Genomic DNA, 15,092 nt, shown 5'->3' on the forward strand with positions numbered 1-15,092 from the left:
GGGCCCGAGCGGCAACTCCCCGACACCCTAGGACTGGCGGACCCTAAGGAGGTCCGGGACGGCGTCCAGATCGGAGGGGTCGGGCGCGCCGCGCATGGTCACGTTCACAGCATGCTGCACCACGGCACCGAAGCCGAAGTCCTCCGGCTGCGACTGTGCAAGCATCCTGTCCCGGATGCGGCGCTGCTCTGCCGCGCCGGTACCGCGCGCAATGATGTCCTCTACGCCCTGCCGTGCAACCGCCAGTTCACCCTGCTCGTCCAGGACCGGCGCGAGGTAGTCGACCAGGGACCGGACTACGTCCGCGGCGCGCGCCGGCCTGAATGTACCGAAGTCGAGCAGTTCCCCGCTGAGTCCGCTGCTGCTGGCCTGCCAGGACGCCATTCTCAGCAACACGGTCGGCACCGGTGCGGGATCCACTCCCGCCCGCCACTCCCGGCTGGCCGACTCCACCAGCGCCCGGACCAGCAGGGCGATCAGGGCCGCATCTTCGGCCCGGAGGCAAACGTCCGCCACCCGGACTTCCACCGTGGGGTGGTTCCGGGAGAGCCTTGCGTCGAAATAGAGCATGCCCTCGTCCAGCATGACCCCGCTGTCCAACAGTCGGGTGACCACGCGCCGGTACGCCGGGTACGTCCCGTAGATTCCCGTCGGCCCTGCTGTCGGCCAGCGGTTCCAGGCCTGGGTCCGGTAACTTTCGAAGCCTGTCTGCTGCCCGTTCCAGAATGGCGAGTTCGCGCTGAGCGCGGTGAGGACTGCGAGCTTGTCGCGGATCCGGTCAAGAACGGCAACGCCTTCGTCCGGCGTTTCAACATATGTGTGGACGTGGAACCCGCAGGTCAGCTGTTCCTGCGCCGTAAGGCCGAAGCGTTCCAGCATCAGCGCATAACGCGGGTCCGGAGTGGTGTGCGTTGCCGAGGCCAGCGGTGAGGTGGCCAGGGCCGCCACGCGGGCGTTGCTCTTTCGGGCTGCGAGATCCGCCAGGGTACGGCCGGCCCTGATCTGCTCAAGAAGTACCCCGTACTCCCGGCATGGCCGCGTCTGCGTCTCGATCTGCTCAAGCTTCAGCTCGGCGCTCAAGCCCATCTCTTCGTCGTCGTAGACCGTCTCGTCCCGCTTCTCCAGCGAGTGCGGGTCGACATCCCGCGTCTCGAGCACCTGCGGCCCCGGAGCATGGGAAACCTGCGGGGCGTCGTCGGCGGCCATGCGCCGGCCGGACAGCATGGCGTCGGCCAGGGCAAGCGGCTCCCCCGTTTCGGGGGAGACGATCAGAAGCTCTTCCTCAACGCCGAATGTACGCATATTCACATTCTGCTGCAGCCCGGGGCATTTGCACGGCCAAACGTGCAATTCATGACGAAGCGTGAATGCCTAGTCCTGGAAATACTCCACCTTGGCGCCGATGGTGTTCAGCCGCTCGGCCAGGTCCTCGTAGCCGCGCTCAATCACGTAGATGTTCCGCAGCTCCGATACGCCGCGGGCCGCGAGCATGGCCAGGAGCAGGCACGCCGCGGGACGCAGTGCCGGCGGGCAGCCCACCTCGGCGGCACGCCACTTGGTGGGACCGTTGACGTAGATACGGTGCGGATCCAGCAGCTGCACCTGCGCACCCAGCCGGTTAAGTTCCGTGAGGTAGATGGCGCGGTTTTCGTAGACCCAGTCGTGGATCATGGTCTGGCCGTGCGCGTTGGCCGCGATGACTGCGAAGAACGGCAGGTTGTCGATATTGAGCCCGGGGAACGGCATGGGATGGATCTTGTCCTCGGGCGCCCGCAGCTCCGACGGCTTCGTGGTGACGTCCACCAGGCGGGTGCGGCCGTTCCGGGCCATGTACTCACCCGAGACTTCCAGCTGCTGGCCCATCTGCTCCAGCGTGGCCAGTTCAATCTCCATGAACTCAATCGGCACGCGCCGCACGGTCACCTCGGAGTTGGTGACGATGCCGGCGGTGATCAGGCTCATCGCCTCGATCGGGTCCTCGGAGGGGAAGTATTCGACGTCGGCCTCAATCCGCGGGCGGCCGGTGATCCGGAGCGTGGTGGTGCCGATACCCTCGATGTCCACGCCCAGCATCTGCAGGTAGAAGCACAGGTCCTGAACCATGTAGTTGGGGCTCGCGTTGCGGATCACGGTGGTGCCCTCGCGGTGCGCCGCAGCCATGATGGCATTTTCGGTGACGGTGTCGCCGCGCTCGGTCAGCACGAAGGACCGTTCGCGGGTGTCGGCGGGCGGGGCCTGGACAGTGTAAAAACCGCCGCCCGCTTCCACGGACAGGCCGAATTGGCGCAGCGCCTGCATGTGGGGTTCCACGGTGCGGGTGCCCAGGTCGCAGCCGCCCGCGTACGGCAGCCGGTATTCGGCAGTCTCGTCCAGCAGCGGCCCCAGCAGCATGATGACGCTGCGCGTGCGGCGGGCGGCGTCGATATCCATGCCGGCCAGGTCCAGGACGGCCGGTCGGCGCAGGCGGAGGTCGGTGTCGTTGAGCCAGGTGCATTCGACGCCGATGCTCGCGAGCACTTCGACGATCCGGTTGACTTCCTCGATGCGCGCCAGTCGGCGGAGGACGGTGGTTCCGCGATTCATGAGGCTGGCACACAGCAGCGCGACGCCTGCGTTCTTGCTGCTGTTGACGTCCACTGCGCCGGAGAGCGTGCGCCCGCCCTCCACGCGGAGGTGGGTCATCCGGGGCTTGCCCACGTTCACGATGCTGCGGTCAAAGATGGCCTCGAGCCGCTGGATCATCTTCAGGCTCAGGTTCTGCTTGCCCTGCTCCATCCGGGCCACGGCGCTTTGGCTGGTTCCAAGTTCGGCCGCAAGTTGCCCCTGCGTCCAGCCTTTTTCTCCGCGGGCGTCCCGGAGCATGGCGGCAACGTGTTCTGTGGTTTCCTGCGTCATACCTCAAATATATCATTCATGAGTTACGAGGGCGCCAGAAGGGGCGGACAGAGGCCCGGATAGGGATTCAGTACCCGCCGCGTGCGATACCCGCGCAACAGCAAGACCCGGGTCTCAGTTCTCCAGCCAGACCATATTCCAGGTGCCGGCCGAGATGGCCGCAGCCGCCGACAGTCCCGCAACCAGTGCCCCGCCGGCTAAAACCCAGACATCCAGCCTGCTGTACGTGGATTCGCGGGCCCAGGTCCGCGGCCCGCCGCCGAACCCGCGTGCCTCCATGGTCACGGCCAGCCGCGACGCACGCCGGATCGCCTGGATCAGCAGCCCGAAGCTCTGCCCCAGCGTGGCCTTCGCCCGCTGCAGCACGTTCCCGCGCGAACCCACGCCGCGCGCCCGTCGTGCCATTCCAATGGTCTGCCATTCCTCCGCCATCAGCCCCACGAGGCGCATCGCGGCGAGCGTGCCCAGCACGAACCGGTGCGGCAACCGGGCCTTCTGCGCCAAGGCGTCCGCAAGGTCGGTGGGGTCGGTGCAGCTCATCAGCAGCACGGCCGGCAGCGCGATGGCCAACCCGCGCAGCATGAATCCGGCACCGAGCTCTAGGGAGCCTTCGCTCATGGTCCAGAGTCCGACGTCGATCAGCGTCCTTCCACTGTCAGGAGCCAGGATGGAGGTGCTCCAGCCCCCTGCCGCGGCCGCGAGGATCAACGGCCAGCCGCGCTGCCACAGCAGCACAAACGTCAGCCCGGCCAGCGGAAACAGGAGAAGTTCGAAGACCAGCGCCACGGTGGCCGAGACCCAGTCGATGGACAGCGCCAGCACCAGGGTGATGAGGAAGACGGACGCGAACTTGCTCAGTGGGTTGGCGTGGGTGAGAAGCGCCTGGTTTCCGCGCAGGTTCAGTTCCTGCCGCCCTGCCCCGGTCATGGTGCCACCCGGTCCGGCGCTGCCATGCGCAGTTCCGCACCGCCAAGCGCGGCGGTGAATTCGGCGTCGTGCGTTACTGCAACCACGGCGGCACCCTGGTCCAGAAGCTCGGACAGGAAGGACGCCAACTCGGCCCAGGTGTTGGCGTCCTGCCCGAAGGTGGGTTCATCCAGGACCAGCACCTGCGGGCTGGCGGCCAGCACGGTGGCCACGGAGAGCCGCCGTTTCTCCCCGCCGGACAGCGTGTACGGGTTTGCGTCCACCAGGCCGGTGAGCCGCAGCCGCTCAAGCAGCTCGTCAACGCGTTCCCCGCCGTGGCCCAGGTGCCGGGGACCGAAGAGCAGCTCGTCCCGGACATTCCCGGTGACGAACTGGTGCTCGGGCTCCTGGAAGACGGTGCCGATCCGCTCGATCAGCTGCTCCGCCTTCCATTGGTACGGATCGATTCCCGCCCCGCGGCTCAGGTCTACGGTGGCCGAAACCTTCCCTTGCACCGGCGCCAGGAGCCCGGCGAGGGTCAGCGCAAAGGTGGATTTGCCCGCCCCGTTGGGCCCCGTGACGGCCAGCGCCTGGCCAGCGCGCACCTGCGCCGAGATGTCACGCTGCACCGGTACCGGCGGGATCTTCCTGAGACCCTTCCGGCCCGTCCGTTCCCGCGAAACTCCCAGCCCCTCGGCGGCGAGCAGGAGCCCGCCGGAACCCGGAGGAGGCATGGCCGCCCGTTGGCGCGTCTCCGGAACGTATCCCGGCACCCACACACCGGCCGCCATGAGCATGGTCCTGGCCTCGCGCAGCACCCGGTCCGGAGGTCCGTCCAGCAATACGGCGGGCCCGGCGCCGGATCCCGGCTGCAGGACCACGATCCGGTCCACCAGGTCCTTCCACACGGACACGCGGTGTTCCACCACCACCAGCGTGGCGCCGGTCTTGTCCATGCAGCGGCCCACGGCGTCCCGGACTTCCAGCACGCCGGCCGGGTCCAGGTTGGCGGTTGGTTCGTCCAGCAGGATCAGCCCCGGGCGCATCGCCAGGATGCCCGCCAGCGCCAGCCGCTGTTTTTGCCCACCGGACAGCGCGGACGTGGGGTGGTGCAGCGGCAGGTGGGAAAGTCCGACGTCGGCAAGCGCCTCATGCACGCGCGCCCAAATTGCGTCGCGGGGAACCGCGAGGTTCTCGGCACCGAAGGCGGCGTCGTCACCCAGCCGTGACAGAACCACCTGCGTTTCGGGGTCCTGCTGCATCAGCCCCGCGCGGCCGGGCCGGCCCCGGGGGGAAGCCCCGTCAACCAGAAGCGAACCGGACTCGTCAGCGTCGCCTGCCTCGCCGTCGTCGTCCGCGTCCCCCAGCACCCCGGCGAGGGCGTGGAGCAGCGTCGACTTGCCGGCACCCGACGGGCCCAGCAGGAGCACCCGCTCCCCCGGCGCGATGTCCAGGTCAAGGCCCCGGACGGCTGGCTTGGCGCGTCCGGGGTGCCGCCAGCCCCAGCCGCGGGCGGCAACCGCGGCGGGGCGGACGGCGGATGCGCTGCCGGAAGGTCTTGGCATCAGGAGAAGACGGGCTCCGTGGCCGCCTTGCGGGAGGCGAACGGGCTCAGCACGCCGGTCCGGGCGAGGCCGCGGGTGGCGATCCAGGACAGGGCGCCGGCGATGATCGCACCGGAGATGCTGGTGAACAGGATGTAGGCGAACTTGTCACCGGCGGAGTAGGCGATGTTCCAGCCCCACGGGGAGAACGAGTCGTTCAGGCCGCAGAACAGGCCTGCCGCGGCGCCCGCGAGCAGGGCCACGGGCAGGTTGAACTTCCTGTAGACGAAAACCGCGAAGATGATCTCCGCGCCGAGGCCCTGGACGAATCCGGAGAACAGCACCGACGTGCCGTACTGCGAACCCATCAGCAGTTCGCCGGTGGCTGCAACCGTCTCGCAGAAGAGTGCCGCGCCGGGCTTGCGGATGATGAGCATCCCCAGGACAGCCGGAATCATCCAGCCGCCGGCGATCAGGCCGGTCAGGGGCGGGTAGACGGCGTTCATCGGACCGGACACCGCCAGGGCGCCCTGGGACCACGCCCAGAAAATCACCCCGCCGGCGATGGCGATCAGCGCCGCCACCACGATGTCCACGACGCGCCAGGACTTGCCGGGGGTCTTCTTGATTGCTTCAGTTGCCATGGTGAATCCTCCTGGGTAGCAGGAGGGGAAAGTGGTCACGGCAACCGCGTTGAACGGTGTTGCCGGCCACTTCGAGAACTCGACTCCCTTGCGCCGGTACTAACCGGATCAGGTTCGAGGGTCTGCGGATCTCCGCACTCTCAGCGCCCACACGGGTTCCCGGCTGAGCCGGCAATGCCCGACGGCGGCGCTCCCCTGTCGTTTGAATGTTGCGTTGAGTGGTATGCCCCTGAGGGCGTGGTCCAGTTTACACCGCAGCGGCCAATGGCGGCGGGGAAAATTACGGCGCCGGGCCGTTAGGCTGGGGTCAGTCCGTTTTCTGCCCGCAAGGAGTACAAGGAATGAACCTTTTCATTAAGCTGCTCGGCACCGGCATCTCGCTGGTGGCAGGCTTCGTCGGCACCAAGATGGTCAACACCGTCTGGGAGAAGACCACAGGCCGGAAGCCTCCCACCGGCAAGGACGAGGATGTGCCCACCAGCCTGCACTCGGCCCTGACGTTTGCCCTGATCTCAGCATCGGTGAGCACCGTCATCCAGGTCCTGGCGAACCGCGGCACCCAGCGCGCCATCACCCGCTTCGCCAAGAGCCAGGACATCGTTTAGCCCCGCTTCAATCTGCCGCCGGCAACCCGCCTCACTCATTCCTCGGGAGGCGGGTTGCCGGCGGCTTTTTGGACCACGGCTTCGAGCTCGTCCGAGGTCAGCAGCTCCCGGTGCAGGTGCTTGGTGCGATAGCCGGCCCGGCCCACCATGTGCGCGGAGACCGGCACCGTCAGTAACTGGAAGATCCAAGCCACCAGCAGCACGGGCCACACCCACCAGGTGCGCAGCTGCAGTCCGATCGCCGCCAGCAGCAGGAACAGTCCCAGCACCTGCGGCTTCGTGGCGGCGTGCATCCGGCTCAGCAGGTCCGGAAAGCGCAGCAGGCCTATGGCGGCGCCCAGCGACAGGGCAGCGCCGACCACCATGAACACCGCAGACACGGTGTCCACCCAGGCATCAACGCCGGGGACAGTCTCGCCCACCGCCCGGTAGCCCGTGAGCAGTTCAGGATTCATGCGGCTGTTCCCTTCTGTCCGCAACGAACCGGGCCACCGTCACTGAACCGACGAAGCCGATGATCGAGATGGCTACCACCAGCATCAGGTTGTTCAGGTGGCGGTTTACGGCCATGTCGATGCACAGCGCCGCCCCCAGGATGGCCAGCAGCACGTCGGTGGCCAGCACCCTGTCCAGGAGCGACGGTCCCCGGGCGATCCGGAGAATGGCGCCGCCGGCGGCGAGCGCCAGGATCACGGCCGTCACGGCCAGCACGGACTGCATCATGCCGCGGCCTCCCTGCGGACAGCCTCAAGCTCGGCCGGTGTTCCCATAATCCTGATCAGCCCCGCCTCGATGGAAAGGACCTCGTTCCGCAGCCGGGCCACGTCCTGCTCAGTGCTGATGTTCAGCCCGTGCAGGTAAAGAGTGGACGTGGAGCGGTCCACCTCCACCACCAGTGAGCCCGGGATCAGCGAAATCACGTGTCCGGTGGCCGTCACCATGAGGTCCTGATGGCTTCGCAAAGTGACAGCGACGACGGCGTTCCTCACCTTGCGGCCCCGGGCCACCGCCAGGAAGAGCACCTGGGCGCTTGCGCCGGCCACCTTTCCGAGGAACGCAAAAGCGAACGGTATTGCGTACAGGATGTTGAAGCGGCCGCTCAGTTCCACAGGCGGCAGATAGAACAGCCGGGCCACCGCCACGGCAAGCAGCGCGCCGAACAGTACGTTTCCCGGACTGAAGTCCTGCCACAGGGCACCCCAGACGATCACCAGCCATACCAGCAGCGGCAGTTCCTGGCGCAGCGAAATCCGGCGGCGGCTCATTGTCCTCCTCCAGCGGTGGTGATCTGCGGGACGGAGGTGTCCGCGCCCAGCACGGCCTGAACATAGTCCGTCCTGTCCAGCATGTCCTGGGCCGCCTGCCCGGACAGCGTGAACAGCGGACCCGCAAACACGGTCAGGGCAACCCCGAGCGCCACCAGGCCCAAGGTGGACCCCACCATGGTCCGCGGAAGCACCGTGGTGTGCGGCTGGCCGGTGGTGTTCGTGCGGCCGGCACCGGATGCCGTTCCCCCTGCCCCGGAAACCGACAGCAACACGGGATCCGGATGTTCGGCATCGGACGGCTTGCGCCAGAAGGCCCTGTTCCACACCCGCGCCACCGCCAGGAGGGTGAGCAGGCTGGTCAGCACGCCGCCCGCCACCAGCACGTAAGCAAGTGGCGTGCCCAGGGCGACCCCTGCCTGGATCAGCCCGGCCTTGCCCAGGAATCCGGAGAATGGCGGAATGCCGGCCAGGTTCATTGCGGGGATGAAGAACAGCACCGCCAGCAGCGGCGAGAGCTTGGCCAGTCCGCCCAGCCGGTCCACGGACGAACTGCCGCCGCGGCGTTCGATCAGTCCGGTCACCAGGAAGAGGCTGGTCTGGATGGTGATGTGGTGGGCCACGTAGAAGACGGCCGCACCGAGCCCGGCAGCGGAGGACATCGCCAGCCCGAACACCGTGTAGCCGATGTGGCTGACCAGCGTGAAGGACAGCAGACGCTTGATGTCGCTCTGCGCCAGGGCGCCCAGGATGCCCACCAGCATGGTCAGCAGCGCTGCCACCATAAGGGGGGTGTTCAGCGAGTCGCCGGGAAACAGCAGCGTTTCGGTCCGGACCATCGCGTAGACGCCAACTTTGGTCAAGAGCCCTGCGAACACCGCGGTGACCGGCGCCGGCGCGGTGGGGTAGGAGTCGGGCAGCCAGAACGAGAGCGGGAAGACGGCCGCCTTGATCCCGAACGCCACCAGCAGCATCACGTGCAGCAGCGTCCTGGTGCCCTGGTCCAGTTCCCCCAGCTTCAGGGCCAGGTCCGCCATGTTCACCGTACCCGTGGCGCCGTAGACCATGGCGATCGCGATCAGGAACAGTATCGAGGACACCACCGATACCACCACATACGTGACCCCGGCGCGGATCCTCGGTCCGGTCCCGCCAAGCGTCATGAGCACGTAGCTCGCGGTCAGCAGGATTTCGAACCCGACGTAGAGGTTGAACAGGTCGCCGGAGAGGAACGCGTTGGAGACGCCCGCGACCAGGATCAGGTAAGTGGGGTGGAAGATCGATACGGGCGCGTCGCGGTCGCCGTCGGCCATGCCCTGCCCGGTGGCGTAGACCAGCACCGCGAGGCTCACCGCGGAGGACACCACCAGCATCAGAGAGGAGAACTGGTCCACCACCAGCACAATCCCCCACGGCGGCAGCCACCCTCCGATGGTCACCGCTGCCGTCCCGCCGTTCCACACCGAGGCCAGCAGGAGGCATTCGAGCAGCAGCGTCAGGGACAACAGCACAATGCTCACGCTCCGCTGCGCGCGCGTGTGCCGGATCAGCAGGAACGTGAGGGCCGCTCCCAGGACGGGAAGGACGACGGCGAGCGGGGCCAGGGAAGCGACGTTCACTGTTCGGTCCCTTCAGTGGGCCGGGCCGCTTTGGGCGCGCGGGATCCCTCGGCCGGCGCCACGTTCAGTGACCCTGGGGTCTCCTCCGATACCGCACCGTCCACCGGCATTTCCCGTCCGCCCGTCACCAGCACAGGGAACTCGGATGTCTCGGCCGGAATCTCGGCGTCGTCCTCCGCATCGAAACTCGGGGTCTCCGCCACGCGGAGGTCTTCCACGTCGTCCTGGATCTCGTCCTGCCGCGCCAGGACCCAGGTGCGGTAGATGATGCCCAGCATGAACGCGGTCACGGCGAACGAGATGACGATCGAGGTGAGGATCAGGGCCTGCGGGAGGGGGTCGCTGTAGTCCCCGGGGGCTGTGTCCCCGGAGTACAGCGGCGCCAGCCCGGCATAACCGCCGGTGGCAAGGATCAGCAGGTTGGTGGCGTTGGCCAGCAGCATCAGGCCCAGGAGCACCCGCGTGAGGCTGCGCTCCAGGATCAGGTAGATGCCGCAGGCGAACAGGGCGCCCATGACCAGCAGCAGGGTCAGGTTGACGCTCATGCTTTGCCCTTCACAGTGGTTTCGGCCGGAACCCCGTCCGGTTCCTGGCCGCTGGCAGGTTCCGCGGACCGTTCCTCGAAGTGCTCGTCAATTTCGGCGCCCAGGCTGCGCAGCACGTCCAGGGCCAGCCCCACCACCACGATGTACACGCCGGTGTCGAAGATGGTGGAGGTGACGAACTTGATGTCCCCGAACACGGGCAGCCAGAGCTCGATGATGGCCGTCTGGAACACCTGCCCGCCCAGGAGCAGCGGCACAGCGCCGGAGGCGGCCGCTACGGCCAGGCCGATGCCCAGCAGCGCGCCGGCACTTACGGGCGTGGCCTCACGCAGTTCGAACCTGCCGCCGGCCAGGTAGCGGATCGCCAGGGCCAGTCCGGCAGTGAGGCCGCCTGCGAAGCCGCCGCCCGGAAGGTTGTGGCCGGCCAGGAGCAGGTACAGCGAGAAGATAATGAGCGAGTGGAAGATCAGCCGCGTCACCACCTCGAAGATGATGGAACGCCGTTCCGGGGCCAGCGTCCGGCCGGCCACGATCCAGGGGTCGCGCGTGGCGGCTGCGAACTTGCGGCTGAGCGCCAGTGCGGCCCCGTCCCGGGAGCCCGGATCCACGACGGTGTGCCGGCCCACGGTGCCTTCGGCCACGGTGCTGGAGGACTTGAGGCTGTCGCCGCGCCCGCGGATGAAAATCAGGCTGGCCACGCCCGTCGCGGCGAGCGCAAGGACCGTGAGTTCGCCGAAGGTGTCCCACGCCCGGATGTCCACCAGGGTTACGTTGACGATGTTCTTTCCGCCGCCGCCTTCGTAAGCCAGCCGCGGAAACTCAAGGGAGACAGGCACTGCGATCCGGGCGCCCATGGCCTGGATGGCCGCAAACACCATGGTGGCACCGAACGCCAGACCGATGATCACGCGCACCACCCGGTATTTGCCGCCCGTGCGGTCCCGCAGCTCGGCCGGCAGGCTGCGCATGGCCAGAACGAACGCGACCAGGACGATGGTTTCCACCAGCATCTGCGTGAGGGCAAGGTCCGGGGCGCCTTGCAGCGCGAACATCAGTGCAATCCCGTATCCGGCCACGGACACCATGAGCACCGCTAGGAACCGCTTGTTGGCCCGGACCGCGGCGAGCGCCGCCGCCACGATTCCGGCGCCCGCCACCAGCTGCAGCGGTGAATGCGGATCCACCAGGTAGATCCCTTCCGGCAGCGGCCTGCGGGCCAACAGCAGCGCAGCCAGCGGGAGGGCGAACGCCGCGGTGAGAATGACGGCCAGGTAGTAGTACAGCGAACCCCGCTGCGTCCGGCCGGTCACCCACACCGCCACGTCATCCAGGGCACCGATAGTCAGCTGGTAGGCGCGGTCCGAGTCAACCCAGGCCGGCACCCGCGCCTGCAGCCGCTCCACCGCCGCCCGGGCAGCATAGAGGGCCAGGCCCAGCGAGAAAGCGAGCGCCGTCAGTCCCAGGGCGGGGGACAAACCGTGCCACAGCGCAAGGTGGCCTGCCTGCTCGGCGGGACTTCCGGCGTCGGGCGCTGCTGAGGCGAGTTGGGCTGCGTAGGGCTGGATCCACCCGTCCACGGGGGCCGGCCACATGCCGTAGGCGATGGTCAGGAGGCTGAGCAGGCCGGGCGCGGCAAGGAACGACGGCTTGATGGACTTGAACGGGGTGCGCGCCACGCCCGGTTTGGTGCCGAACGCGCCCCACATGAACCGCGCGCTGTATGCGAAGGTGAGCACGGAGCCCAGGACCATCCCGGCCAGCATCACCAACCCCCACGGACCCGTGGCCGGGTCCTCGGCGTGGTGCACGAAGGCTTCCAGGACTGACTCCTTGGCCACGAAGCCCGCCAGCAGCGGCACCCCGGCCATGGAGGCGGCGCTGATCCCCGCCACGATCCCGAGCGCCCGGGACGAGCTGAACACGCCGGACAGCTTGCGGACGTCGCGGGTGCCCGACTGGTGGTCGATGATCCCCACCACCAGGAACAGCGCCGCCTTGAACAGGCCGTGCGCCAGCAGCATCGCCAGGCCGGCCAGGGCCGCATCAGGGGTGCCCAGCCCGACCGCCACGGTGAGGAAGCCGAGCTGGCTGACCGTGCCGTGGGCCAGGATGAGCTTGATGTCCGTCTGCCGCAGCGCCCGGTAGCCGCCCACCAGCATGGTGGCCAGGCCCAGGCCCAGCACCACCGGCTGCCAGTACGGCACCTCCGCGAATCCGGGCGCCAGCCGCGCCACCAGGTAGATCCCGGCCTTCACCATCGCGGCCGCGTGCAGGTACGCGCTCACCGGGGTGGGGGCCGCCATGGCGCCGGGCAGCCAGAAATGGAAGGGGACCAGCGCGGACTTGGTGATGGCGCCGACCAGGATGAGTACGACGGCGGCGCCCGCCATCGCGCCCGACGGCCCACCCAGCAGCGGGGGCGCCTGCGCCACAATCGCCGAGAGCCGGTAGGTCCCCGCCGCATGGCCCAGCATGACCAGTCCCACGAGCATCGCCAGGCCGCCGGCGGTGGTGACCATGAGTGCCTGCAGCGCCGACCGGCGCGCGGCCAGCCGGGTGCGGGCGAACCCGATGAGCAGGTAGGACAGGATGGTGGTCAGTTCCCAGAAGACGAACAGCAGCAGGAGGTCGTCTGCCACCACCAGGCCGAACATGGCGCCGGCAAACGCCAGCAGCTGCGCGCCGAACGCGCCCAGATCCTGGTCCTTCCGCTTGAAGTAGCGGGCGCAGTACACCAGCACCAGCGCACCCACGCCCAGCACCAGGAGCGACATCACCCAGGCCAGCGCGTCCATCCGGAACGCCAGATCCACGCTGAGTCCGGGAATCCAGGGATGCACCTCGGCCACCGCGCCGGCGCCGGAGTAGACCGGGGCGTGCTGCAGGATGAGCCAGCCGAAGGACCCGGCAGGCACCGCGGCAAGCGCGTAGAACGCATTCCGGCCCCACTTCCTGAACAGGAACGGAGCCAGCACAGCCACCGAAAAGTGCACGGCAAGGACTGTGATCACTGGAATCTCCGCAACGTCAGGAATTCGATTATCAAAAGTTGGAGCAGGCGGGCCAAAAGTAAGGTTCAAAAGAGCGGCCAGTTTATCAAGCCGGACACGGCGCGACGGATACGATGCACCTATGAACAGCGCCACACCCATGGACAGCGCAGGCGCTCCCGGCCCCGCCCGGCCAGCGTCGGAACCCGCGCCAGGGACCCAGGCCCCCGGAAAGGGGCAGGTCCTCGCCTGGGCCGCCTGGGACTGGGGCTCGGCCGCCTTCAACGCCGTGATGACCACTTTCGTGTTCACCGTTTACCTCACTTCCGAGCCGTTCGGCGGTGAAGACCAGGCGTCCGCCGTCCTGGGTGCGGCCTTGGCACTGGCCGGCCTGGCGATCGCCCTCCTGGCACCTGTCACGGGGCAGCGTTCGGATGCCGGCGGCCGCCGGAAGCTGTGGCTGGGAGTCAATACAGCCGCCGTCGCCATCCTGACGGCGCTGTGCTTCTTCGTGTTCCCCCGCCCCGAATTCCTGCTCCTGGGCGTCACCCTCATAGCCCTGGGAAATGTCTTCTTCGAATTCGCCGGCGTCAACTACAACGCCATGCTCACGCAGATTTCCACGCCGCGGAATATCGGAAAAGTCAGCGGCCTGGGCTGGGGCGCGGGATACCTGGGCGGGATCGTGGCGCTGCTGGTGGTGCTGCAGCTCTTCGTCCAACCCAGGTTCGAGTGGTTCGGCGCCTCCACGGCGGACAGCCTGAACATTCGCCTGGTGGCCGTTTTCTCGGCGCTCTGGTTCTTCATCTTCGCCCTGCCGGTCCTGTTCGCCGTGCCGGAACTGCCCCGTGCGGTACAGGCCAAACGGCTGGGGATCATGGCCAGTTACGCGCTGCTGGTCCGGCGGATCAAGGCCATCTACGCCACCAGCCCGCACACCATCTACTTCCTCCTCGCCAGCGCCGTATTCCGGGACGGCCTGGCCGCCGTCTTCACCTTCGGCGGGGTGATTGCGGCCGGCACATTCGGGTTCGAGCTGTCCCAGGTCATCTTCTTCGCCATCTTCGGTAACGTGGTGGCCGCGGTGGGGGCGTTCATCGGCGGCTTCCTTGATGACAGGGCGGGGCCCAAAGCCGTCATTACCGGTTCATTGGTGGGTCTGCTGCTTGCCGGGACCGTAATCCTCATCCTGGGCAATGGCGATTACGTGTTCTTCGGGCAGGAGTGGGCCGGCAGCACCACCTTCTGGGTGTTCGGGCTGTTCCTGTGCCTCTTCGTGGGCCCGGCGCAGTCATCCTCCCGCGCCTACCTGGCCCGGCTCGCCCCGCACGGCGAGTCCGGCGAACTGTTCGGCCTCTACGCCACCACCGGCCGCGCTGTCAGCTTCCTTGCCCCGGCGCTCTTTACGCTCAGCATCACCGTGGCCACCCCGCTGGTGGCTCCCGGGGAAGCACAGCGCTGGGGGATCCTGGGGATCATGCTGGTCCTCCTGGCCGGTCTGCTGGTCCTGCTCCCGGTGAAGTCCCCCGACAAGGCACCCATCGCGGTGGTTCCGGCCGCGTGAAACGCGCAGGGAAGACTAGGCTGGAACCATGAACGTGGATGAGACTGACCTTCCCGGCCTGGGGCGCCGGAAGGATTTCATGACAGCGTCCGGGCGCCGGATCGGCGTGGTGGAGCTGCGGGAAGGCCAGACTGAACTCATCGTTTCCGCCTGGGACGACCCCGACACCTGCCTGGCCTCGATTCCGCTCACCGGAGACGAAGCCGCCACCCTGGGCAACCTGCTGGGCGGCCGGCACCTGACCATGAAGCTGACCGAGGAACACAAGGATGTGCCCGGCATCGTCACCCGGCAGTTTTCCATCGCCCCCGATTCCCCCTTCCATGACCAGCCCATGGGCAATGCGGCGATCCGGACCCGCTGCGGCGTGTCCATCGTTGCGATCATGCGCGAAGGCGAGGTGCTCCCCTCGCCGGGACCCGACGTCGTCCTCCGCGCGGGCGACCTCCTGGTAGCCGTTGGAACCCAGGAAGGCCTGGACGAGGCGGCAACTATCCTCCGCCACGGCTGACTGT

14 protein-coding genes and 1 riboswitch are annotated in these 15,092 nt (G+C 67.8%); of the genes, 3 read left to right on the forward strand and 11 right to left on the reverse strand.

Annotated features, from left to right (window positions below):
* Window positions 1-27 precede the first annotated feature (27 nt).
* From ACIQCM_RS07865 to ACIQCM_RS07885, 5 genes are all read right to left on the reverse strand, one after another.
* Window positions 28-1,302, reverse strand: a complete 1,275-nt coding sequence (locus ACIQCM_RS07865; protein WP_400605354.1) for a glutamate--cysteine ligase — start codon at window positions 1,300-1,302, stop codon at window positions 28-30.
* Window positions 1,303-1,371: 69 nt separating this feature from the next.
* Entirely contained in the window at window positions 1,372-2,895 is a 1,524-nt protein-coding gene (locus tag ACIQCM_RS07870; protein WP_400605356.1) for a UDP-N-acetylglucosamine 1-carboxyvinyltransferase, read from the reverse strand.
* 114 nt (window positions 2,896-3,009) lie between these two features.
* Window positions 3,010-3,822 carry an energy-coupling factor transporter transmembrane component T family protein gene (locus ACIQCM_RS07875; protein ID WP_400605358.1) on the reverse strand — a complete coding sequence of 271 codons (813 nt, stop codon included), beginning with the start codon at window positions 3,820-3,822 and terminating at the stop codon, window positions 3,010-3,012.
* A complete protein-coding gene (locus ACIQCM_RS07880) occupies window positions 3,819-5,366 on the reverse strand; it encodes an ABC transporter ATP-binding protein (RefSeq protein WP_400605360.1) in 1,548 nt (515 codons plus the stop codon). The genes ACIQCM_RS07875 and ACIQCM_RS07880 overlap by 4 nt, the downstream gene beginning before the upstream one ends.
* Window positions 5,366-5,989 (reverse strand): ECF transporter S component, encoded by a 624-nt coding sequence (locus ACIQCM_RS07885; RefSeq protein WP_400605362.1) that lies wholly within the window; start codon window positions 5,987-5,989, stop codon window positions 5,366-5,368. Before ACIQCM_RS07885 ends, ACIQCM_RS07880 begins: the two co-directional genes overlap by 1 nt.
* A 67-nt stretch (window positions 5,990-6,056) precedes the next feature.
* A riboswitch (TPP riboswitch) is annotated at window positions 6,057-6,196 on the reverse strand.
* Between the two features lie 134 nt (window positions 6,197-6,330).
* Between ACIQCM_RS07885 and ACIQCM_RS07890 the strand changes: the two genes are divergently transcribed.
* A complete protein-coding gene (locus tag ACIQCM_RS07890) occupies window positions 6,331-6,594 on the forward strand; it encodes a DUF4235 domain-containing protein (protein ID WP_400605363.1) in 264 nt (87 codons plus the stop codon).
* Window positions 6,595-6,629: 35 nt separating this feature from the next.
* Here ACIQCM_RS07890 and mnhG read toward each other — a convergent pair whose 3' ends face one another.
* Genes mnhG through ACIQCM_RS07920 form a run of 6 tightly spaced genes read right to left on the reverse strand, consistent with a single transcriptional unit; the run spans window position 6,630 to window position 13,034 of the window.
* Window positions 6,630-7,049 carry a monovalent cation/H(+) antiporter subunit G gene (gene mnhG / locus ACIQCM_RS07895; protein ID WP_400605365.1) on the reverse strand — a complete coding sequence of 140 codons (420 nt, stop codon included), beginning with the start codon at window positions 7,047-7,049 and terminating at the stop codon, window positions 6,630-6,632.
* Complete coding sequence (locus ACIQCM_RS07900; RefSeq protein ID WP_400605366.1) at window positions 7,039-7,317, reverse strand: monovalent cation/H+ antiporter complex subunit F; 279 nt, start codon at window positions 7,315-7,317, stop codon at window positions 7,039-7,041. The genes mnhG and ACIQCM_RS07900 overlap by 11 nt, the downstream gene beginning before the upstream one ends.
* A complete protein-coding gene (locus tag ACIQCM_RS07905) occupies window positions 7,314-7,859 on the reverse strand; it encodes a Na+/H+ antiporter subunit E (RefSeq protein ID WP_400605368.1) in 546 nt (181 codons plus the stop codon). The genes ACIQCM_RS07900 and ACIQCM_RS07905 overlap by 4 nt, the downstream gene beginning before the upstream one ends.
* Complete coding sequence (locus ACIQCM_RS07910) at window positions 7,856-9,478, reverse strand: Na+/H+ antiporter subunit D (protein WP_400605370.1); 1,623 nt, start codon at window positions 9,476-9,478, stop codon at window positions 7,856-7,858. Before ACIQCM_RS07910 ends, ACIQCM_RS07905 begins: the two co-directional genes overlap by 4 nt.
* A complete protein-coding gene (locus tag ACIQCM_RS07915; RefSeq protein ID WP_400605371.1) occupies window positions 9,475-10,023 on the reverse strand; it encodes a Na(+)/H(+) antiporter subunit C in 549 nt (182 codons plus the stop codon). The genes ACIQCM_RS07910 and ACIQCM_RS07915 overlap by 4 nt, the downstream gene beginning before the upstream one ends.
* Window positions 10,020-13,034, reverse strand: a complete 3,015-nt coding sequence (locus ACIQCM_RS07920) for a Na+/H+ antiporter subunit A (RefSeq protein ID WP_400605372.1) — start codon at window positions 13,032-13,034, stop codon at window positions 10,020-10,022. The genes ACIQCM_RS07915 and ACIQCM_RS07920 overlap by 4 nt, the downstream gene beginning before the upstream one ends.
* A 139-nt stretch (window positions 13,035-13,173) precedes the next feature.
* Between ACIQCM_RS07920 and ACIQCM_RS07925 the strand changes: the two genes are divergently transcribed.
* Complete coding sequence (locus ACIQCM_RS07925) at window positions 13,174-14,577, forward strand: MFS transporter (RefSeq protein WP_400605473.1); 1,404 nt, start codon at window positions 13,174-13,176, stop codon at window positions 14,575-14,577.
* Window positions 14,578-14,605: 28 nt separating this feature from the next.
* A complete protein-coding gene (locus ACIQCM_RS07930) occupies window positions 14,606-15,088 on the forward strand; it encodes a cation:proton antiporter regulatory subunit (protein ID WP_400605374.1) in 483 nt (160 codons plus the stop codon).
* Window positions 15,089-15,092 lie beyond the last annotated feature (4 nt).

This window comes from Pseudarthrobacter sp. NPDC092439, from assembly GCF_044754945.1.
Classification (GTDB): Bacteria; Actinomycetota; Actinomycetes; order Actinomycetales; family Micrococcaceae; genus Arthrobacter.

Bases quoted from the DNA above. Each gene is read 5' to 3' on its own strand.
- ACIQCM_RS07875 (WP_400605358.1), bottom strand. From the start codon at position 3,822: ATGACCGGGGCAGGGCGGCAGGAACTGAACCTGCGCGGAAACCAGGCG.
- mnhG (WP_400605365.1), bottom strand. From the start codon at position 7,049: ATGAATCCTGAACTGCTCACGGGCTACCGGGCGGTGGGCGAGACTGTC.
- ACIQCM_RS07885 (WP_400605362.1), bottom strand. From the start codon at position 5,989: ATGGCAACTGAAGCAATCAAGAAGACCCCCGGCAAGTCCTGGCGCGTC.
- ACIQCM_RS07870 (WP_400605356.1), bottom strand. From the start codon at position 2,895: ATGACGCAGGAAACCACAGAACACGTTGCCGCCATGCTCCGGGACGCC.
- ACIQCM_RS07930 (WP_400605374.1), top strand. From the start codon at position 14,606: ATGAACGTGGATGAGACTGACCTTCCCGGCCTGGGGCGCCGGAAGGAT.
- ACIQCM_RS07880 (WP_400605360.1), bottom strand. From the start codon at position 5,366: ATGCCAAGACCTTCCGGCAGCGCATCCGCCGTCCGCCCCGCCGCGGTT.
- ACIQCM_RS07865 (WP_400605354.1), bottom strand. From the start codon at position 1,302: ATGCGTACATTCGGCGTTGAGGAAGAGCTTCTGATCGTCTCCCCCGAA.
- ACIQCM_RS07890 (WP_400605363.1), top strand. From the start codon at position 6,331: ATGAACCTTTTCATTAAGCTGCTCGGCACCGGCATCTCGCTGGTGGCA.
- ACIQCM_RS07925 (WP_400605473.1), top strand. From the start codon at position 13,174: ATGGACAGCGCAGGCGCTCCCGGCCCCGCCCGGCCAGCGTCGGAACCC.
- ACIQCM_RS07900 (WP_400605366.1), bottom strand. From the start codon at position 7,317: ATGATGCAGTCCGTGCTGGCCGTGACGGCCGTGATCCTGGCGCTCGCC.
- ACIQCM_RS07915 (WP_400605371.1), bottom strand. From the start codon at position 10,023: ATGAGCGTCAACCTGACCCTGCTGCTGGTCATGGGCGCCCTGTTCGCC.
- ACIQCM_RS07905 (WP_400605368.1), bottom strand. From the start codon at position 7,859: ATGAGCCGCCGCCGGATTTCGCTGCGCCAGGAACTGCCGCTGCTGGTA.